The 19,098-nt window shown below is 70.3% G+C and carries 18 protein-coding genes and 1 pseudogene; 15 read left to right on the top strand and 4 right to left on the bottom strand.

Annotated elements, in window-relative coordinates; all coding sequences use genetic code 11:
- Positions 1 to 36 precede the first annotated feature (36 nt).
- The 7 genes from DVH02_RS06650 to DVH02_RS06620 all read left to right on the top strand — a co-directional run bounded on the left by DVH02_RS06650 (position 37) and on the right by DVH02_RS06620 (position 8,259).
- Complete coding sequence (locus DVH02_RS06650; protein ID WP_147286015.1) at positions 37 to 1,071, top strand: LacI family DNA-binding transcriptional regulator; 1,035 nt, start codon at positions 37 to 39, stop codon at positions 1,069 to 1,071.
- Between the two features lie 72 nt (positions 1,072 to 1,143).
- On the top strand, positions 1,144 to 2,433 hold the full coding sequence (locus tag DVH02_RS06645) for an ABC transporter substrate-binding protein (protein ID WP_158575845.1): 1,290 nt from the start codon (positions 1,144 to 1,146) through the stop codon (positions 2,431 to 2,433).
- 44 nt (positions 2,434 to 2,477) lie between these two features.
- The gene (locus tag DVH02_RS06640) at positions 2,478 to 3,368 is read left to right on the top strand and encodes a carbohydrate ABC transporter permease (RefSeq protein WP_233518074.1); all 891 of its coding nucleotides are present in this window, start codon (positions 2,478 to 2,480) and stop codon (positions 3,366 to 3,368) included.
- A gap of 31 nt (positions 3,369 to 3,399) precedes the next feature.
- A complete protein-coding gene (locus DVH02_RS06635) occupies positions 3,400 to 4,221 on the top strand; it encodes a carbohydrate ABC transporter permease (RefSeq protein ID WP_233518073.1) in 822 nt (273 codons plus the stop codon).
- A 127-nt stretch (positions 4,222 to 4,348) separates the two neighbouring features.
- Entirely contained in the window at positions 4,349 to 6,322 is a 1,974-nt protein-coding gene (locus DVH02_RS06630) for a twin-arginine translocation signal domain-containing protein (protein WP_114622754.1), read from the top strand.
- Between the two features lie 214 nt (positions 6,323 to 6,536).
- Positions 6,537 to 6,752: a DUF6243 family protein gene (locus DVH02_RS06625; protein ID WP_114622753.1), complete on the top strand. Its 216-nt coding sequence runs from the start codon at positions 6,537 to 6,539 to the stop codon at positions 6,750 to 6,752.
- Between the two features lie 673 nt (positions 6,753 to 7,425).
- Complete coding sequence (locus tag DVH02_RS06620; protein WP_114622752.1) at positions 7,426 to 8,259, top strand: PIG-L family deacetylase; 834 nt, start codon at positions 7,426 to 7,428, stop codon at positions 8,257 to 8,259.
- A gap of 276 nt (positions 8,260 to 8,535) precedes the next feature.
- Here the strand turns inward: DVH02_RS06620 and DVH02_RS06615 are convergent, their stop codons facing one another.
- Positions 8,536 to 9,201, bottom strand: a complete 666-nt coding sequence (locus DVH02_RS06615) for an O-methyltransferase (protein WP_233518072.1) — start codon at positions 9,199 to 9,201, stop codon at positions 8,536 to 8,538.
- 192 nt (positions 9,202 to 9,393) lie between these two features.
- Between DVH02_RS06615 and DVH02_RS06610 the strand changes: the two genes are divergently transcribed.
- The gene (locus tag DVH02_RS06610; RefSeq protein ID WP_114622751.1) at positions 9,394 to 9,972 is read left to right on the top strand and encodes a TetR/AcrR family transcriptional regulator; all 579 of its coding nucleotides are present in this window, start codon (positions 9,394 to 9,396) and stop codon (positions 9,970 to 9,972) included.
- 247 nt (positions 9,973 to 10,219) lie between these two features.
- Here DVH02_RS06610 and DVH02_RS06605 read toward each other — a convergent pair whose 3' ends face one another.
- Together DVH02_RS06605 and DVH02_RS06600 are read right to left on the bottom strand one after the other, a co-directional pair.
- Positions 10,220 to 10,999: a polysaccharide deacetylase family protein gene (locus DVH02_RS06605; protein ID WP_114622750.1), complete on the bottom strand. Its 780-nt coding sequence runs from the start codon at positions 10,997 to 10,999 to the stop codon at positions 10,220 to 10,222.
- Between the two features lie 357 nt (positions 11,000 to 11,356).
- Complete coding sequence (locus DVH02_RS06600; protein WP_114622749.1) at positions 11,357 to 11,956, bottom strand: hypothetical protein; 600 nt, start codon at positions 11,954 to 11,956, stop codon at positions 11,357 to 11,359.
- Between the two features lie 481 nt (positions 11,957 to 12,437).
- On the opposite strand from DVH02_RS06600, the gene DVH02_RS06595 reads away from it, so the two are divergent.
- The 3 genes from DVH02_RS06595 (at position 12,438) to DVH02_RS06585 (ending at position 15,249) form a co-directional block, all read left to right on the top strand.
- Positions 12,438 to 13,277, top strand: a complete 840-nt coding sequence (locus DVH02_RS06595) for a CPBP family intramembrane glutamic endopeptidase (protein WP_114622748.1) — start codon at positions 12,438 to 12,440, stop codon at positions 13,275 to 13,277.
- Between the two features lie 80 nt (positions 13,278 to 13,357).
- A complete protein-coding gene (locus tag DVH02_RS06590; RefSeq protein WP_114622770.1) occupies positions 13,358 to 14,593 on the top strand; it encodes a sensor histidine kinase in 1,236 nt (411 codons plus the stop codon).
- The gene (locus DVH02_RS06585) at positions 14,590 to 15,249 is read left to right on the top strand and encodes a response regulator (RefSeq protein ID WP_114622747.1); all 660 of its coding nucleotides are present in this window, start codon (positions 14,590 to 14,592) and stop codon (positions 15,247 to 15,249) included. Before DVH02_RS06590 ends, DVH02_RS06585 begins: the two co-directional genes overlap by 4 nt.
- A gap of 224 nt (positions 15,250 to 15,473) precedes the next feature.
- Here DVH02_RS06585 and DVH02_RS35515 read toward each other — a convergent pair whose 3' ends face one another.
- Positions 15,474 to 15,647 (bottom strand): hypothetical protein, encoded by a 174-nt coding sequence (locus tag DVH02_RS35515; protein WP_233518071.1) that lies wholly within the window; start codon positions 15,645 to 15,647, stop codon positions 15,474 to 15,476.
- 264 nt (positions 15,648 to 15,911) lie between these two features.
- Here DVH02_RS35515 and DVH02_RS06575 point away from each other — a divergent pair, with 264 nt between their 5' ends.
- From DVH02_RS06575 to DVH02_RS06560, 4 genes and pseudogenes are all read left to right on the top strand, one after another.
- Positions 15,912 to 16,472 carry an RNA polymerase sigma factor gene (locus tag DVH02_RS06575; RefSeq protein WP_114622745.1) on the top strand — a complete coding sequence of 187 codons (561 nt, stop codon included), beginning with the start codon at positions 15,912 to 15,914 and terminating at the stop codon, positions 16,470 to 16,472.
- Complete coding sequence (locus DVH02_RS06570; protein ID WP_114622744.1) at positions 16,469 to 17,464, top strand: zf-HC2 domain-containing protein; 996 nt, start codon at positions 16,469 to 16,471, stop codon at positions 17,462 to 17,464. Before DVH02_RS06575 ends, DVH02_RS06570 begins: the two co-directional genes overlap by 4 nt.
- Before the next feature lie 191 nt (positions 17,465 to 17,655).
- Positions 17,656 to 18,465, top strand: coding sequence for an ABC transporter ATP-binding protein (locus DVH02_RS06565; RefSeq protein WP_199566183.1), 810 nt, complete (start codon positions 17,656 to 17,658; stop codon positions 18,463 to 18,465).
- Positions 18,462 to 19,098: pseudogene (locus DVH02_RS06560) on the top strand (hypothetical protein); the annotation flags it as partial. The gene DVH02_RS06565 and the pseudogene DVH02_RS06560, both read left to right, overlap by 4 nt.

Raw genomic sequence — 19,098 nt, 5'->3', positions numbered from 1 at the left:
AGACTTCCAGGACTCGAAGTGATCGAAGGGATACTCATGCGTGACAAGGAGCGTCGACCGTCGCTCGCCGAGGTGGCGGGCGAGGCGGGTGTTTCGGTCTCCACCGTCTCGAAGGTCGTGAACGGGGCGCCGGACGTCGCCGACGACACCCGTGTGCGGGTGGAGTCCGTGTTGCGCGACAAGCAGTACCTGTCGCCGAAACAGCGCTCCCGGCGCGATCTGGCGACGGTGGTGGTCGTGCTCGCGAGTTCGAGCATGTCGTCGCCGCTGACCGTGGAGATCCTGCGCGGCACCATGCGCGCGGCCCACGAGACCGGGCTTGAGCTGGTCCTTCTCGACCTTCCCGACGGAGCGCCGGCCGCGGGGTGGATCGAGCGGACGAAGCGGAACGGGCCGGTGGCCGTGATCGCGGTGAAATCCCGGCTGAGGACGGAGGAGCGGGCGAAGCTCGCCAAGAACGGGGTCCCGCTCGTCGAGGTCGACACCTACCGGTTGCCCGACAGCGACTCGTACTCCGTCGGCGCGACGAACTTCGCGGGCGGCATGGCGGCCACCCAGCACCTGCTGTCGCTCGGGCACCGGCGCATCGGTTTTCTCGGCGGCGTGTCCGACACACAGGCGTCGATCGCGCGCAAGCACGGCCACCTGGCCGCGCTCGCCTCCGCGGGGATCCAGCCCGGCGCCGACATCGTCGAGGAGGGGGATTTCACGTACGAATCGGGGCTGCGGGCCGCGGAGTCCCTCCTGGACCGGCCTGACCGGGTCACGGCGATCTTCGCGGCGAGTGACGCGCAGGCGGCCGGAGTGCTGGAAGCCGCGCGACGTGCAGGGATGTCCGTCCCGCGCGACCTCAGCGTCATCGGGTTCGACGATCAACCCGTCGCGCGGATGACGGCGCCGCGGCTGACGACCATCAGGCAGCCGTCGGAGGCGATGGGGTCGTACGCGGTGGACGTCGCGCACAAGCTGCTGCTCGGCGGAGCGCCTCCCGTCTATCACACCGATCTTGCGACCGAGCTGATCGTGCGGGACTCGACAGCGGTTCCACAAGTTCTCGAAAATATGGCTTGATTTTCTCGGTAGCGCTGGTACTTTACTTTCCGCGGAGCGCTACGGCGCGGAATGAGTACGAAGGAGTACTTCATGCGAGCTACCCGATCCCGAAGAGCCGCCATCGCGCTCACCGGAGTTCTGGCCCTGTGCCTCAGCGCATGCGGCGGCGGCGACACCGGCGAGTCAGGTCCGGCCGACCTGAAGATGGCGCTCTGGTCGTCCAACAAGGATCACCTGGCGTTGCTGAAGAAGGTCGGCGACGCCTATGTCGCGGAGCACCGTGACGAGGTCGCGTCGATCACGTTCGAGCCCGTCACGAACCCGGACTACATCGCCGGGCTGACGACGCAGATCGCCGGTGGCGACGTTCCCGACCTGGCCTGGATCCCCGAGGCGAGCGGCCCCGAGTTCGTCGACGCGGGCGTCCTGCACGACGTTGGCTCCACGCTGAAGGGCGCCGACGGCTACGACCTCGACGACATCCTCCCCGCCGCGCTCGCTCCGTGGCAGGACGAGAAGGGCGGCGTCTACGCGTACCCGTTCTCCAACTCGCCGTTCGCCCTCTACGTCAACGAAGACCTCCTGAAGGCCGCCGGCCAGCCCGATGTGGCAGCACTGGTCGGGACCCCGGACTACACGTGGAAGACGATCGCCGACATCGCCGCGGCGACGAACAGCAAGACCAAGGCCGTGGGGTTGAACGTCCCGACGTTCAACCCCACGAACTGGAGCGCGGTGACCATGCTCGGCAGCGCATGGGGTGCCGCCCCGTGGTCCGAGGACGGCTCGACGTGCGCGTTCACGTCACCGGAGATGATCGACTACCTCACCTGGTACCAGAAACAGATGAGCCGCGGCGCCATCCCCGCCATCTCCGGAAAAGCGGAGCCCGCGGCGTTCGCGAGCGGCGACGTGGCCTTCAGCGTCGCGCAGCTCAGTCAGTCGGGGAGCCTCGACTCCAGCTTCACGTGGTCGTTCCTCCCCCTCCCGGCAGGGCCGAAGGGCTACCACCCCATCGTCGGACAGGCGGGGGTGAGCGTGCTCGAACGCGGCGGCCACAAGGAGCAGGCGGCCGCGTTCCTCGCCCACCTGACGAACCCCACCAACGCCGAACTCCTCGCGCAGTTCTTCCCGCCGCCCCGTAAGTCGCTCCTCAACGTGAAGACGCTCTCCCAGGCCGCGCCGAAGCTCTCGCCCGAGGCGATCCAGTCGGCGATCATCGACGTGGTCCCCGAAGCGTCGGTGAAGCCGCAGCACCCGGTGCTCTCGCAGTTCTCCGACAAGGTCCGCGCGGGCCTCGACTCGGTGTGGTCGGGAGGCGACGTGAAAGCCGCCGTCACCGGCATATGCGAACAGATCTCGCCGACGCTCAAGGGCTGACCCCAGTGACCGCACACACCTCCGCGGCGAACGACCGAAGAGTCGTGCCGAAGCCGCGCCCCCGTCCTGACCGGGGCCGCTGGCTCGGTGTGGCCTTCGTCGCGCCCCAGGTCCTCGGCGTCATCATCCTCGGCGTCGTCCCCTTCCTCTTCGTCATCTGGTACAGCTTCAACGAGTGGCGGCCCCTCACCGGGGAGAGGGAGTTCACCGGACTCGACAACTACTCCCGCCTCTTCGCTGATCCGACCTTCTCCGCGTCGGTCGTCGCGAGTCTGCTCTTCAGCGTGGGCGTCCTCGTGCTGAACCTCGTGATCGCCATCAGCCTCGCCGTCCTCCTCAACCGGCGGATGAGGGGCATCACCGCGTTCCGCACGATCTTCTTCTCACCCGTCGTGGTGTCCGTGGTCGCCTGGTCCGTGACCTGGGGCTTCCTCCTCGCGCCCGACGGAGGCATCAACGGCGCGCTCCAGCTCCTCGGCATCGACGGGACCAGCTGGCTCGCCGACTCCTCGACCGCGCTCCTCTCCCTCGTCGTCGTGCAGGTGTTCAAGGGCGTCGGCATGAACATGGTGCTCTTCCTCGCCGCGCTCCAGAGCGTCCCGGAGGAGATCCGGGAGGCCGCGCAGCTGGACGGCGCGTCGCCGTGGAGATCGTTCTGGTCGATCACGGTCCCGATGATCGCGCCGACCATCCTCCTCACCGGGATCCTCACCACCATCGGCTCGCTTGAGGTGTTCGCGCCCGTGCAGCTGCTCACCGACGGCGGGCCGGGGAACGCCACGAACGTCCTGCCGTTCTTCCTCTACCGCACGGCGTTCGTCAGCCAGCAGTTCGGATACGCCAGCGCCATCGGCGTCGTGCTCTTCGCCATCATCCTGGCGCTGACGATGCTGCAGTGGACCACCCGCCGGAAGTGGGTACACGATGAGGTCTGATGCGTCGAGCGCGGCACGCGCCCGCTCACGGGTGACGACCGTCACGCTGTACGTGCTGCTCGTGGCCGCGTCCATCCCGTTCCTCTATCCGACGCTGTGGATGTTCTTCTCGTCGTTCAAGCCGGCGAACGAGATCTTCCTCCAGCCTCCTACCCTGCTGCCCAAGGAATGGACGCTGGACGGAATCGCCCAGGTGTTCACCGCGCAGCCGTTCCTGCGGCAGTACGGCAACTCGATGTACATCGCGGTGGTCGTCACCGTGGCGTCGATCCTGCTGTCGGCGATGGCGGGCTACGCCTTCGCCCGTATCCGCTTCCCTTTGCGCAACGCGGTGTTCACGCTCATGCTCGCGGCGATGATGGTGCCGACCGAGGTGACGATCATCCCGATCTTCACGGCGGTCAAGGCGATGGGGCTCACCAACACGCACTGGCCGCTCATCATCCTGCCGATCTTCGGGCCCACGGCGGTCGTCTCCGTGTTCATCTTCCGGCAGCACTTCCTCAGCTTCCCGAAGGAGTACGAGGAGGCCGCGCGGCTGGACGGCGTGACACGTGCCGGGGTGTTCTTCCGGATCGCCCTCCCGCTGGCGACGCCGGCGATCGCGGCGGTCGGGATCATGGCGTTCCTGCGCTCGTTCAACATGTACTTCGAGGCGCTCATCTTCCTGCGGACCCCCGAGAACTTCACGCTCGGGCTCGCGATCACGCGCTATCAGGACTTCTACGGCGAGCAGATGTGGAACACGCAGCTCGGCGCGGCGTCGCTGACCGTCGTCCCGATCCTCGTGGTGTTCCTCATCGCGCAGAAGCAGTTCGTCCAGGGCCTCGCCCAGACGGGGCTCAAGGGCTGAGCCGCCCCACCACAGCGACGCCCCACCACACCGACGCCCCACCACACCGACGCCCCACCACAGCGACGACGCGGACCGGACGCCGCCGCTGACCTCATCGCCCCGGTCGCACGACGAAGGAGTCGAGATGACGCATGAGGATCAGACACGCCCACCGATGCTGCCGGCGCTCAGCCGACGGAACTTCCTGGTCGGCGTCGGCACCGCGGCGGCGGTGCTCGGCATAGGGAGCGCGGGAGCGGCGCCCGCGCTGGCGACCTCGGACGGCACCGTGCTGCCGCTCGTCGCCCCGCTCCCGGCCGGGCAGCCGGTGCGGACCCGGTTCGCGCCCAACGAGCAGGTACTGGCCGCGTACTTGATGATCGTCGCTCCGCTCGCCAACAGCGTCCGGGACGTCGCGCCGAACTACGGGTGGATGGAGGACGGCTGGCAGCGCACGCCCAACCAGCCGTACAACTCCCGGATCATGGAGCACGTCGCCACCCTCTCGTGGTTCTATGCCAACGACCGGCCGTGGAACCCGTACTACCGCGACCCCGCGCTCCTCGCGCGCCTGGACGCCGCCCTCGGCCACTACCTCTCCCTGCAGCACGCCGACGGATCGTACCCGGAGTACGCGCCGACCGAGCATCACCTCTCCCCGACCGGGTTCGGCACCGTCGCGCTCGCCGCCGTCCTCCGGGACCTCCGCGCGGCCGGTGAGCTGTACGACCGACGGCTCCGGATCCGCGACGCCATCCGCGCCAGCTCCGCGTGGCTCGTCGACACCTCACGTCCGCACTGGAACCGCCCGGTCCAGTACGCCAACCAGGTCGTCGCGGGGCTCTCCGGCGTGGTCGAAGCGGCGCACATCCTCGGCGAACCGGCCGTCAGCGCCTCCGTACCGAACCGGCTGCAGATCATCCTCAAGGACGGACAGGCGCCCGCCGGGTTCTTCCACGAGCCCGTCGCACCGGACGCCGGGTACAACTTCGACGTGATGCTCCCCGATCTCGGCGCGCTGTACAAGCGGCTGCCGGACCCGGCGATCATCCAGCTGGCCGAGCGGTTCGCCGCCTGGTTCGGCTACATCGTCGTCATGGAACCCGGCCGCGACGAGGGCTTCATCCTCTCCGGGACGAGCGCGCGCAACATCGTCGCGACGTTCGTCACCACCCCGGTGGACGACCTGGACCGCAGCGCGCTCGCGCGGACCCTGGTGCCCCATGTGCCCGCGCTGGGCGCGTTCTTCGCCAGCGCGGAGGAGAAGACACAGGCGCGCGACGCCTGGAGCGCCTCCACGGCGCCGGTCTCCCCCCGGCAGAAGCAGGACTCGTCGCCGCGGCTGCACATGCACGTCCCGCAGGCCCCGCCCGGGATCCCCGGAGCCCAGCGCGACGCGCGGGTCGCCGCGCTGCGCTATCTGCGCGAGTCCACGTTCACCGAACTCCGCAAGGGCACCCTCGACCAGCAGTACGTGTTCGTCCGCCGCCCCGGCTACTACACCGCCGGTCTCTACGGCGTACGGCAGAACTCGCTGCAGCGGATGGGGACGAACGCGTTCTGGCACCCCGTCGCGGGCATGCTCGCCCTCACCGTCAACAGCACGGGCCCTGACGACTGGACGACCGTCGCCGACACCGTGGGCACCGCCTCCTCACGTGGCCCGGTGAACGCGACGCACCATGCCGGATCGACGCCGTCCGGCGCCGCCATCCCGGCGGACGCGCTGACCGGATACACGGGCGTGTTCACCACGAGGTACGTGACCGAGGACGGCGCGGTGACAACGGACGTGACGCATCGCGCCGATGGAATCAGGCGGGTGCTGACCACACCGGGAGCCTCCCGCGAACGCATCCCTCTCATCATCGGCACCGGAGATCACGTGGCCTTCGCGAACGGCACGCCGGCGCCGTACGGACAGGAGACGATCACCGTCACCCGAGGGCTCACCGTGACCCGCGGAAACCTGAGGTTCGTCATCGACTGGGGAGTGGGGCGTGAAGCGAAGTACGCTCCGATGGACCGGTCATACCTGGGCAATCGCACTCATCGCATCCTCACCGTCAGCTTCTCCGGGACGCTCTCCGTGGATCTCCGTGTCGAGCCGGTGAGCTGATTCGAGCGGTACACCAGGTCCGGAAGCCTTTCGGCAGTCGTGGACAGTCGTGGAAAGGACCGGGGCGGCGAGATGCCTGGCGAGGGTAGCGGCGGGAGCGGGTAACGTCTTTGTCATCTTCTTTCAGACGCGGATCGACGAGTGAGAGCGTGACGGGCCCCTGCTGACGCCGCCGATGAGTCCGTAGCCACTTCACACCATTCCGGGAGCACCCATGACCGTGAGCAAGAACATCAACAACCCCGTGGGCATGGGTGGCGGCCAGCGCAAGAGGCTGTCCCGCGCCGAACGGCAGAACAACGGTCCGCACCGCAACCTCGACCGCAAGGGTGCCGCCGACCAGAAGGCAGAGCTGGTACGCAAGATGCGCGAGAAGGCGGGCTCGGCCGAGGGCGCCGGGTCGGCGGGCGACAACACCGCGCAGGGCTGACACACCGCCGCCGCGCGGCGGCGGGCATCACACGGGGCAGGCCAGGACCGCGACGCGTCGTCTCGTCCGGGCCTGCCCTGTACACGGCACGGCGGGGCCTGGCCCGTACATGGCACGGCCGGTCCTGGCCCGTACATGGCACGGCCGGGCCTGGCCCGTCGGTGGGAGCAGCGGCGGGCCCTCGCCCCGGTCCTGGTAGGCGGTAGGCGGTAGGCGGTAGGCGGTAGGCGGTAGGCGATTCGGACGCCGTCAGGGGGCGTCGAGTGCGGCAGGCGGTTTCTCACTCCTCGTGTGGGCCCGGACCCAGCGCGTGCGGTGGCGCCGCGAGCACCCCGTACGCGCTTGCCCGACCGGAAGCGTGCGTCATCCGGTGCCGCGAGGACGGTACGAACTGCGCGGTCGCCGCCGTGCTCACGGGGAACGGCGCTCACGGGGAACGGCGCTCACGGCGTAGCGTTCCGCTCCGCACACCGGCGTCCGGAAGGCCGAGCGGCCGCGTCGGGAACAGCAGGTCCGGCCGGCGCGGTTGCATCGACCGAGGGACCGGCGCCGCAACGGCGGGAACACGGACACCGCGAGGTCGTCGGCCCCACCAGGTTCCGGGCCCTGGATCGCGGTGTGCCGCCGCGTGTGTTCGTACCAAGACGTAGTTTCCGCAGGAGGACTGTTTTCCATGACTGACCGACCCCTGACGCTGATGGCAGTACACGCCCACCCCGACGACGAGGCCACCGGGACCGGAGGAGTCCTCGCGCGGTATGCCGCGGAAGGCATCCGGACGGTTCTCGTGACCTGTACCGACGGCGGTTGCGGTGATGGACCGGGGGGTGTCAAGCCGGGCGATCCCGGGCACGATCCGGCGGCCGTCGCCTTGATGCGCCGTCGCGAGCTGGCGGCGAGCTGTGACGTCCTGAAGATCAGCGATCTGGAGACGCTGGATTACGCCGACTCCGGAATGGAGGGCTGGCCGAGCAACGATGCCCCCGGATCCTTCTGGCGGACCCCCGTGGAGGAGGGCGCCGCCCGACTCGCGGAACTCATGCGCCACTACCGGCCCGATGTGGTCGTCACCTACGACGCGAACGGCTTCTACGGCCACCCCGACCACATCCAGGCCCACCGCATCACGATGGCGGCGCTGGAGATGACCACGCTGACACCGAAGGTGTACTGGACGACGATGCCCCACTCCACCATGCGGCGCTTCGGCGAGGCCATGCGCGAGTTTCATGAGGACATGCCGGAGCCGGATCCCGCCGAAGCCGCCGCGATGGCCGAGATCGGCCTCCCCGACGGCGAGATCACCACGTGGGTGGACACCACCGCGTTCAGCGGTCAGAAGTTCGACGCGCTGGCCGCGCACGCCAGTCAGGGCGAGAACATCTTCTTCCTCAAGATGGGCAAGGAGAGGTTCGGCGAGCTGATGGGCATGGAAACCTTCCTGCGCGTCCAGGACGCCACGGGTACCGCCGTACCCGAGAACGATCTCTTCGCCGGACTGCGCTGACGCGGGACCGCCCTGGCGTGGGACCGCCCTGGCGCCGGACCGCGCTGACGCCGGACCGCGCTGACGCCGGACCGCCCTGGCGCCGGACCGCCCTGGCGCGGGGCCGCCCTGGCGTGGGACCGCCCTGACGCCGGACCGCCCTGACGCCGGACCGCCCTGACGCGGCGGTTCCTTCAGGTGAGCGCGTGCGATGCTCGCGCCTCCGGGCCCCCTCCCTCCCCCTCCCTCCCCCTCCGGGCCGCCTCGACCCGTTCGGCAGGCCCGGAGGGGGCTCGGTCAGAGGCGGCAGCTGATTTCGAGGCCGTCCTCAACGGGGAACGTGACGCTGTGGTAGCCGTTGGCGGTGTCGCGGACGTGGTCGAGGTAGGGGCCGAGGTCGGGGAGGTCCACGTCGTCGGCGACGACGAGGGTGCCGGGGGCGATGTGCGGCTCAAGGAGCCGCAGGACGGGCAGACAGAGGTTCTTCCACCCGTCCAGGAACAAGAAGTCGACCGGCTGCCGCAGGTCGGCGAGCGTCCGCAGGGCGTCCCCCTCCAGCACGGTGATCACGTCGTCGAGGCCGGTGGCGGCGAAGGTCTCGCGGGCGGAGGCCGCCTTGGACCGGCTCATCTCGGTGGTGACGACCCGGCCGGTGCCGTTGTCGCGAACGGCGGCGGCCAGGTGCAGGGTGGAGATGCCGTACGAGGTGCCGAACTCGACGACGCTGGTCGGCTTGGTGGCACGGACGAGGTTGTAGAGGAGCCTGCCGCCGTCGGCGGAGATCGGCATGTATATCTCCCGCACCGCGTCGGCGAGTTCCTGCGCCGTCAGCGCCGCCCGTTCGTCGGGCCGGATGCCCGGCAGACGCGCCTCGGTCTCATCGTCACGGGCGGCGGCTTCGAACATGCGGGTCAGGGCGGTGGAGACACGTGGTTCTTCGAGGGTGCAGGAATGCGTGGGCACGGCACTGGCTCCTTCGGGCGGTGCTGGAGACGGGTGGGTGCACGGGAGAGCGGCCCCGACTCGAACCGGCGTGCTCCGACGCTTCGGGGGCCGTCTCGGCAGGCTGTGCGGACACCTGCGACTCATTTACGAGTCACCGTGCACCGCAAAGGTAACACATACGAGACACCGTGCCTCGTATAAAGTGGCGGCATGGTGGACGAGAGCGGCCGCGGCCGGCCCCGCAGCGAGAGCGCGCGCACCGCCGTGCTGCACGCCGTCGACGACCTTCTGGTCGAGATCGGGTACGCGGCACTGACCATGAAGGGCATCGCCGAGCGGGCGGGCGTGGGCCGTCAGACCGTGTACCGCTGGTGGTCGAACAAGGCGGAGGTCCTCTACGAGGCCAGCGCCATCGACGCCGGGCGCGAACTGTCCGTGCCCGGTGGCGGCGACCCCCACGAGGACCTCAAGACCTATCTCGACGCCCTCGTCGCCTTCCTGTCCCGCTCCCACGCGGGCACGGCCTACCGCGCCCTGATGGGGGAGGCCCAGCACGACGCGGACGTCGCCGCGCTGCTCGCCTCCCGCGACATCCTCGGGGAGAGCGCCGCGGCGGTCGTGGAGGCGGCGCGGAACGCGAGCGGCACCGCCCTCTCGTCAGAACAGGCCACCGCGCTGCTGATCGGCCCGCCCCTCTTCCACATCCTGTCCGGGCGCGGCGCGGACGGCATCGACACCGAGCAGCTCGCGGAGCGGTTCCTGCGCACCCTGAACCATCCGGGGACATAGGACGCGCCCGACGGCAGGCCGCCCGACGGCCCGCCGCGCGACGGCCCTGGCACCTCCCGACGGCCCGCCGCGGGGAGTGCCTGGGCTTCCCGGTGCCCCTTGTGAAAGTCCTGTCCCCTGGCGAAAGGCCCGTCTCCCGCCGAATGCCCGTCTCCCGCCGAATGCCCATCCCTCGCTGAAGGCCCATCCCTCGCTGAAACGTCCGCCCCCGCTGACAGGCCCACGAGACCGTCGGTACGCGCCGCGGTCACCGCACGGGGAAACCGAAGGAGTACCCCTCCTGCTTCAGCCAGGGCAGCACCTGACGCAGCGCCTCCACGGTCTGCGAGCGCTCCCCGCCCGCGTCGTGGAAGAGGACCGTCGGCCCGTTGGAGATCTCGCTCTTGACGGTGGCGACCATGGCGTCCACGCCGGGGCGCTCGAAGTCCTTGGAGTCGACGTTCCAGCCCAGCGGGCGCATGCCGTGGGAGGCGGCGAGTTGTCGGCTGTACGGGGTGAACGCGCCGCCCGGGGCCCGGTAGTACTGCGGGTGGACGCCTCCGGACGCCTTGGTGATCATGCGTTCGGCGTCCAGGATCTGCTGGGACTGGTACGCCTCGGACTTGCCGTCCATGGCGGTGTCGTGCGACACCGTGTGGTTGCACAGCCGGTGCCCGGCCGCCACGACCGCCTTGACGAGGTCGGGGTGTGCCTGGGCCTGCGGGCCGACCATGCAGAACGTGGCCTTCACACCGTTGTCCTTGAGCAGTCGCAGCACCTGCGGCGTCCAGGCCGGGTCCGGCCCGTCGTCGATGGTGATGTTGACGCCCCGGGCACCGGCGTCCGACGCGTGCACGATGTCCGCCGCCACCTTGGTCACTTTTTCCTGGGGCCTGGAGTCCAGCGCCGAGGCACCCGCTTGCGGCCCACGGCCCTCGGTGGTGCCCGCCTGCGCGGTCCAGACCGAGGCGGCGGCGGCCAGCGCCGTCACTCCGAGCGCCGCCGCGAGAAGCCGGCCGTACGATCCTCTTCCCTTGTGCGTTGCCATGTCCGTCCGCCCCTTTGTGCTGTCTCCGCCGATGCCGTGCACTCATGAAGACACACAAAAGCCCCGCAAGATCCGCCTGTTACCGATCGCGGACCAATCCGCAGGGGGCCGACGACAAATGGTGAGGTTCCGCGACGGCGGACGGCCCCGCCGCCACGGGCTCCGCACAACGCCGGACGCCCGGCCGGGAGCCTCCATGGGAGACCCCGGCCGGGCGTCCGGTCGCATCACCGTCGACCACCGTGCGGACAGTGGGCTGTTGAGCCCTTCCTGTGCCGCGGACGTGGTCTCCGGGCTGCCTTCGAGCCGTCTTCGGTTCCGTCTTCGGTTCCGTCTTCGGTTCCGTCTTCGGTTCCGTCAGATCGTCGGCGTCTCGTCGACGATCTCCTTGTGCGGCTCGACAATGAACTTCCAGCCGTCGCTGGGCTCCATGAACCGCACCCGGGTCGGGTAGATGTCCAGGGCGCGGCGGTCGCGGTTCTGATTGCTCGTGTTCTTCCGGCCCCGGGCCGGCTCCTCGAACAGGTCGACCTTGATGTCCGGCACCGCGACGACTTCCTCGTTCCAGCGCTGCACGATCCCCGCGCCGAACGCGTCCCGCGCGGCGCCGTAGAGCGCCTCCAGGGACTCCTTGTTCCCGTTGGGCACGAAGAGGGCGAGGTTCAGGAGGACACCGGCACCCTGGAGGACCTCGATCTCCTCGCCCGTCTTGTCGGCGATCCAGATCCCGCGCCCTTCGGCATCGTCGGGGAGGACATGGATTTCCTCGTCGAAGACCGTCTTCGCGGCGAAGGACCCTCCCTCGAAATTCTTACCCGGCTCCGTGAGGAAAGCCGGGGCATAGCAGTCGAGAGGAAGGCCATCCGTCTCTGCCGAGACGAAGATTTCATCCTGGAGACCCAACTCCGAAACCTCTTCGGCCGTAAGACGTCGAGCCGTGACCTTCTCGGTGTTCACGCCATTCCCCTTTTTTCGTGGCGTCCTGTGAATTCATCAATACTCTACCACGAAAGTGCCACGTCACTTCCCGTTACGGCCCCCTTCACGAGCGCGAACCGCCCCCTCAACTGCCGTCATTCACCGGGCATATGAGGCTGTCGAATACAGGTCGATTCGCCACCCTGAGCGTGCGTTCGATTCCCCTCACCCGCTCACTCTTTCGTCCCGAACAATCCATCAAAAGCACTAATCGGCAATATAGTGAACACCCCTGGGGGCGGTGCGGAGTTCACGTCCGATGGAGACCGCAAGTAATGTGCGCCCACCTTCTGACCGCACCCTTTCCAGAACGGGACCGCATGTGGGGAATCCCGCGAGCGCTGTCCCCCGTGCGAGCTACGCGCAAGTGTCCACCGTGCGGTGACGATTCCGGGGTCCGTGATCCCTAACGTTCGAGTCGGCCCGGCGCTGCGGGCCCCGGAATTCGTGGAAGGTTCTGATGAGACTCGTTTGGCAGTTGCTGGCGGTCATGGCGGTCGCCTTCGTCGGCGGCCAGGTCGTCCAAAACGTGCAGGACAACCCGTGGCTCACACTCGCCCTCGGTGTCGGCACAGCCGTGCTCGCGGTTCTCGTCCACAGGTGGGTGGTACGGCGGACCGAGCGCCGTCCGGTCACGGAGCTGGGCCGCCAAGGCGCCCCGGGCGCACTCTTCCTGGGGACGCTGCTCGGCGTCGGCCTGTTCACGGCCGTCATCGGGAACATCTACGCGCTCGGCGGCTACGAGGTCCTCGGCCTGGGCTCGCCGACGGGCGCGGTGGGGCTGTTCGGCTTCATGGCCGCGGCCGCCGCGACGGAGGAACTGATCTTCCGTGGCATCCTCTTCCGGATCATCGAGGAGCGCGGCGGCACCTGGACCGCGCTGCTGGTGACCTCCGTACTGTTCGGCGCGTGGCACCTGCTCAACCCCAACGCCAGTGTGTGGGGGGCCGTCGCCATCGCGATCGAGGCCGGCACCATGCTCGGCGCCGCGTACGCCGCCACCCGCACGCTGTGGGTGCCGATCGGGCTGCACTTCGGCTGGAACCTCGCCGCGTCCGCCATCTTCAGCACCGAGGTCTCGGGCAACGACACTCCGCAAGGGCTGCTCGACTCCACCACATCGGGCGCGCGGCTGATCACCGGCGGCGACTTCGGCCCGGAGGCCAGCCTGTACTCGGTGCTGTTCTGCGTGCTGACCGCGGTCGTCTTCATGTGGCTGGCCCGGCGTCGCGGCCATCTGACCCCCCGGCGCGGGCGCGCCGAGCGCCTCGCCGCGCCCGTCACTACACTGCCCCGGTGATCGACGTGAGACGAGTCGTCGGCCCGGTCGGCCGGTCGCCGGCCCTGAGGCGGGCCCTGAGGCAGGCCCTGAGGCGGGCCCTGAGGCGGGCCCCGGAGCTGTGGCAGAGGCTCGACGTCACGGCCCGCGACGTGCCGCTCGCCCTGCTGTGCCTCGCCGTCTCACTCCTTCCCGCCTTCCACACCCAGGGAACGCGGATCGGCGGCGTGCCGGACCGGGCCTTCGACGCGCTGGGCGCCGCCGCGGTCCTCCTCCAGTGCCTCCCGCTCGCCCTGCGCCGACGGCTGCCGGTCGTCTGCGTGGCCCTCGTCTCGGTCGGCTTCGCCATGGACCAACTCCTCGGCTACCACACGGTGGCGGGCACCACACTGCCGATCGCGCTGTTCAGCGCGGGGGCGTGGCTGGCACGGGTCCGGCGCGGCGCGGCGCTCGCCTTCTCCGCCGCCTTTCTGCTGCTGGTGGCCGCCCTCCAGCGGGTGGGATCCGGCGAGTCGCCGGGCGAGTACGTGACGTTCTACCTGGCGCTGGCCTTCGCGTGCGGCATCGGATCCTGGCTGCGCAGGACCCGGGCCGCCGAGGTCGAACTCCGCCGCCGCATCGCCGAGGACACCATCACCGCCGAACGCACCCGTATCGCACGCGAGTTGCACGACGTCGTGACCCACCACGTAACGGCGATGGTCGTACAGGCCGAGGCGGCGCGCTATCTGACCGCCGCGCCCGACCGCCTCGACCAGACCCTGAGCGCCGTCTCGGACACCGGCCGACGGGCCATCACCGACCTGCGCCATCTCCTCGACCTGCTCAACCCCGACCACAGCACCCCCGGCCACAGCACCCCCGGCCGCGGCGACTCCGAGCGTCGCGACCCGGGCCACCGCGCCCCTGAGCACGGTGGCCCCGGCCCCGCCCCCGAGGCCATGGCGCCGCTCACGGGCGGATTCCACCCGCTCGTGGAGCAGGCCCGCCGCGCCGGGCAGCCGGTGGAGTTCACCGAGGAGGGCACCCCGGCCGAAGCGAGCGGCAGCGCGGGCCTCGTGGCGTACCGGGTCGTGCAGGAGGCCCTGACCAACGCCCTCAAGTACGCTCACGGCAGCCGTACTTCGGTTCGGGTACGACACAGCGGAACGGAGATCACGGTGGAGGTCGGCACGGACGGCTCCGGCGCGCGGGCCGGGCTCGTCGGCGGCAGCGGGCGCGGCCTCGCCGGTCTCCGCGAGCGGGTCGACATCCTGGGCGGCGACTTCAGCGCGGGCCGGGACGCGGCCGGTGGTTTCGTCGTACAGGCCCGGATACCGGCGGGAGCGCCCTCGTGACCGCGCCGATCCGGGTCCTTGTCTGCGACGACCAGATGCTGATCCGCACCGGGCTCGCCACGATCATCGACGCTCAGCCCGACCTGGAGACCGTGGGCGAGTGCGGGGACGGGCGGACCGCGGTCGACCTCGCCGCCCGGCTGCGCCCGGACGTCGTGGTGATGGACATCCGCATGCCGGTGCTCGACGGCATCGAGGCCACCCGCCTGCTGGCGGGCGCCGGGGTGCCGCATCCCGTCAAGGTGCTCGTGGTGACCACGTTCAATCTGGACGCGTACGTGTACGAGGCGCTGCGCGCGGGGGCGAGCGGGTTCCTGCTCAAGGACGCGCCGCCGGCCCAACTCCTGCACGGGATCAGGACGGTGGCCATGGGCGCGGCGCTGCTGGACCCCGAGGTGACGCGGCAGCTCGTGGGCAGGTACGCCGCCCGGATCCGGCCGACCGACGGCGCTCCGGGGGACAGCGCGCTGACCCCCCGCGAGCTGGAGGTTCTGCGCCGGATCGCGGACGGCCTCTCCAACAGCGAGATCGCGGCGACCCTGCAGATCAGCCCGGAGACCGTCAAGACGTTCGTGTCGCGCATCCTCGCCAAGCTCGGGCTCCGCGACCGCGTCCAGGCGGTCGTCTACGCGTACCGCCACGGCCTCGTGATCTGAGCGGTGGGAACGCGGTTGGAACGGTCCGACTGGCCTGACTGGTCGGGCTGGTCGGGTTGGCCTGACTGGTCGGGCTGGCCGCGCTGGTCGGACGGACCTGACAGACCTGGCTGGTCCGTCGGGTCCGTCAGGGCCGTCAGGGCCGTCAGGGCCGTCAGGGCCGTCAGGGCCGTCAGGGCCGTCAGGTCGGACCGGCTCGGCGCGCTCGACCGGCCCGAGCGCCGTCAGGAGCGGCCGAAGACCTTTCCTCGGGAGCCGAGGCGCAGGAACACCGTCTCGCCGGTGGCGTTCTCCAGGCCGTCGTTGTCGGTGACGGCGTAGACCTCGCCGTTGCCCGCCACGGTCAGCCCTTCGAGCTTCTCCTGCGTCCAGCCCTTCGTCGCGCGCAGGTCGGGCAACGCCGGAGCGCACGGGTGCGCCGGCGTCGAAGGCGGGCTGAGCGGGGCCGTTTGCCGGATGGCTGATCGGATGGCTGATCGGATGGCTGATCGCATTGGTTGATCGCATTGGTTGATCGGATGGTCCGCGCAGGGGATGTTCGCAGACGGCGCCGGTCACCGGACGGCAGGTCCCGCGGGGGCGGACCGGGCCGCACCGACACACGTGTGACGCAGGACACACCGAACGGAAAACCTGGCGGCGGGCGAGGGCGTCTAGCACGTGTGAGATCAACCAGGGCAGCACTGCACGAGCTGGACGAGGAACGTCTCGTCCGACGGGTCGCCAAGGGCGACCGTGCCGCGTTCGAGGAGCTGTACCGGCGTACCTCGCCGTGGCTGGCGGTGCGGCTGCGCCGCCGCTGCTCGGACGAGCAGATCGTCGCCGAGACCATGCAGGAGACGTATCTCGCGGTGTGGCGCGCGGCCGGTTCGTTCGCGGGTGCCTCGGTGGGCGGGTCGGCCGTCGGATGGCTGTGGACGATAGCGGCGCGCCGCCTCGTCGACGCCTTCCGGCGCCGGGCCCACCATGCCGAGCCGCCGCCGGCCGCTCTCCAACTCGCCGCGGCGCCCGCCGCCGAGGAGGAGGCGCTCGCGGCGACCGTCGGCGGCGACGTCGGGGACGCGCTGCGGCGCCTCGCGCCGGAGCTGCGACAAGTACTGCAGGCCATGGTGCTGGACGGGATGTCCGTCCGGGAGACCGCCGTCCTGCTCGGACTGCCCGAGGGCACGGTCAAGACGCGGGCCCGCCGGGCGCGGATCGCGATGCGGAAGGCACTGGCATGAGCGTGGAACACGCGTCGGCGGGGATCATCAACGGATACGCGCGCGGCGACATGGACATGGCCGCGGACGAGGTCTGGGCCCTGGAAGCCCATCTGGAGGCGTGCCGGCACTGCCGTGACCGGCTGTCGGCCGCCACCATGACGCACACACCCTCCGTGGCGCACACGCCCGGCGCGGCGGGAACGCCCGGCGCGGCGGAGACGACCTCCGTGGCGGGAACGCCCAACCTGACGGGAACGCCCAGCGTGGCGGCGCTGGTCGACCGTGTCTGGGCCGACCTGGCACCCCAATTGGCGGCCACCGCCCCGCCACGGCACCGGCTGCTCTGGCCGGCGTCGCTGTCGAGGCGGCTGTCGCGGTGGCTGACGCCCACGATGCTGCCGTGGCTGGGCACGCTCGTGAGCGTGACGCTGCTGGCGCTGCTGCTCGACCTGTTCGGGCCCGGCTACGGCTACAGCCTCGGGGCCGGGACCGGGACCGGGGCCGAGGCCGGGACCGAGATCGGCGCCGGGTCCGGCTCGGGCGCCCAGGTGTCGTTCCTGCTGCTGCTCGCCCCGATCCTGCCGGTGTTCGGCGTCGCGGCGTCGTGGTCGCGCGGCCTCGACCCGGCGTACGAACTGACGGCCTCCGCGCCCAGGGCCGGGCTCCACCTGGTGCTGCGGCGCACCGCGTCCGTACTGGCCGTGGTGGTGCCCGTACTGCTGGTGGGCGGCTGGGCGACGGGGGTGACCGCCGGGTTGTGGCTGCTGCCCTGCCTGGCGTTCACCTCGACGGCCCTGGCGCTCGGCAGTGTCATCGGGGTGTCCCGTGCCGCCGTCGCGCTGGTGTCGGTGTGGGCCGCCGTGATCCTGGCGCCGGCCGTGGCCACCAGCCGTGTGCCCTCGGCGCTGCGGCTGGACGGTGCGCCCGTGTGGGGGCTGATTCTCGCGCTCGGCATCGGAGTCGTATGGGCGCGCAGGTCAGCGTACTCGGTGCTGGGAACACACCGCTGACCCACAACCGACCGCCGCTGATCCCGCGCTGCACACGCCCTCAACACGCCCTGATACCGCACTGATACCGCCCTGAACACGCGCTGATCCCGGACTGATCCCGCGCTGAACACGCGCTGAACACGCGCGCTGATGCAGGACTGATCCCGCGCTGAACAACGTATTCGCTGAACAACGGAGAGGAGCACCCCATGACATCCACAGTGAACGCGGCCGACCTCGCGCCCACGACATACGCCTGGGAGATCCGGGCCACCGGACTCAAGGTACGGGCAGGCCGCAAGCGGATGGCCGTCGACGGGCTGGACCTGTCGCTGGGCACCGGCGTACACGGCCTGCTCGGGCCCAACGGAGCGGGCAAGACCACACTCATCCGGGCGCTGGCCACCGTACTGCGGCCCGCCGAGGGCACCCTGGAGCTGCTCGGCGAGTCCACCGGCACCATGGGCGAACACCGGGCGCTGCGCCGCCGGATCGGCTACCTGCCGCAGGAGTTCGGCTACTACAAGCGCTTCACGGTGCGCGAGTTCGTCGAGTACATGGCGTGGCTGAAGGAGGTGCCGAAGGCCGACATCCCCGGCGCCGTCCAGCGCGCCGTGGAGCGGGTCGGCCTCGCCGACCGCGCCGACGACCGGATGAAGTCCCTGTCGGGCGGCATGGTCCGGCGCGTCGGCATCGCCCAGGCCATCGTCAACGACCCGTCGATCCTGCTGTTGGACGAGCCGACGGTCGGCCTGGACCCGGCGCAGCGGCTGCGCTTCCGCGAGCTGCTCCAGGAACTGGCCACGGACGCCTGCGTGGTCGTCTCGACCCATCTGGTGGAGGACGTCGCCGCGGCCTGCACCGACGTGGTGCTGTTCGCGGAGGGGCGGCTGGTGTTCCAGGGGCCCCCGGACGAACTGGCCTCGGTGGGCGGCCCCGAACACCCGGGCGACAGCCCACTGGAGCGCGGCTACTCGGCGATGCTGCTGGGTTCCGGACAGGGAAAGGCATCCTGGTGAACATCCCTATTCTGCGTACCGAGTTGAGGCGCTCCGTCGCACCGTGGGCCGGCGCCGTGGTACCGGCCGTCGCGCTGGCGTTCCTGTATCTGATCTCCGGCCCGTGGTGGCACGGTGCCTCGCAGTGGACGGTCCAGTGGACGCCCATGGCCCTGTGGACCCGGTCGCTGCTGGTGATCCTGTGGCCGGTCGCCATCGGGCTCGGGGCTCTCCAGGGGCTGCGCGACCACCGTTCGAAGATCACCGAGCTGCTGACGAGCACACCGCGGCCCGCCCGGCACCGCGCCGCCGTGCTGGCGGGTATGACGGCGTTGACGCTGGCCTCGGGGTACGCGCTCCTCGTCCTGGTGGGCGCGGTGCAGGTCTTCACCGGCCCCACCGCGTACACCCACCTCGCGTGGCTGCCCATCTCGCTGGTGGCGGCGCTCGCCCTCGGCGCGGGGGCCGCGCTGGGCATGGGGATCGGGCGGGCGCTGCCGTCCGTGCTGACCCCGCCCATGCTGACCGTGGCCGCCTTCCTGGCCACCAACCTGCTGCGCGCGTCGGCGGACTTCGCGGTGCCGCAGGCCGCGGTGTCGAACCGGTTGGCGCTGCTGTCACCGGCCTCGGCGGACGCGCGCAACGCGCTCTGGA

The organism is Streptomyces corynorhini, assembly GCF_003346515.1.
GTDB classification, from domain to species: Bacteria; Actinomycetota; Actinomycetes; order Streptomycetales; family Streptomycetaceae; genus Streptomyces; species Streptomyces corynorhini.
Note: the sequence above shows the minus strand (reverse complement) of the source record. Positions and strands in the feature narration are given on the sequence as shown.

Coding starts and splice junctions, on each gene's coding strand:
- DVH02_RS06650 (WP_147286015.1), top strand. CDS start 37: ATGCGTGACAAGGAGCGTCGACCGTCGCTCGCCGAGGTGGCGGGCGAG.
- DVH02_RS06645 (WP_158575845.1), top strand. CDS start 1,144: ATGCGAGCTACCCGATCCCGAAGAGCCGCCATCGCGCTCACCGGAGTT.
- DVH02_RS06630 (WP_114622754.1), top strand. CDS start 4,349: ATGACGCATGAGGATCAGACACGCCCACCGATGCTGCCGGCGCTCAGC.
- DVH02_RS06625 (WP_114622753.1), top strand. CDS start 6,537: ATGACCGTGAGCAAGAACATCAACAACCCCGTGGGCATGGGTGGCGGC.
- DVH02_RS06620 (WP_114622752.1), top strand. CDS start 7,426: ATGACTGACCGACCCCTGACGCTGATGGCAGTACACGCCCACCCCGAC.
- DVH02_RS06610 (WP_114622751.1), top strand. CDS start 9,394: ATGGTGGACGAGAGCGGCCGCGGCCGGCCCCGCAGCGAGAGCGCGCGC.
- DVH02_RS06605 (WP_114622750.1), bottom strand. CDS start 10,999: ATGGCAACGCACAAGGGAAGAGGATCGTACGGCCGGCTTCTCGCGGCG.
- DVH02_RS06595 (WP_114622748.1), top strand. CDS start 12,438: ATGAGACTCGTTTGGCAGTTGCTGGCGGTCATGGCGGTCGCCTTCGTC.
- DVH02_RS06570 (WP_114622744.1), top strand. CDS start 16,469: ATGAGCGTGGAACACGCGTCGGCGGGGATCATCAACGGATACGCGCGC.
- DVH02_RS06565 (WP_199566183.1), top strand. CDS start 17,656: ATGACATCCACAGTGAACGCGGCCGACCTCGCGCCCACGACATACGCC.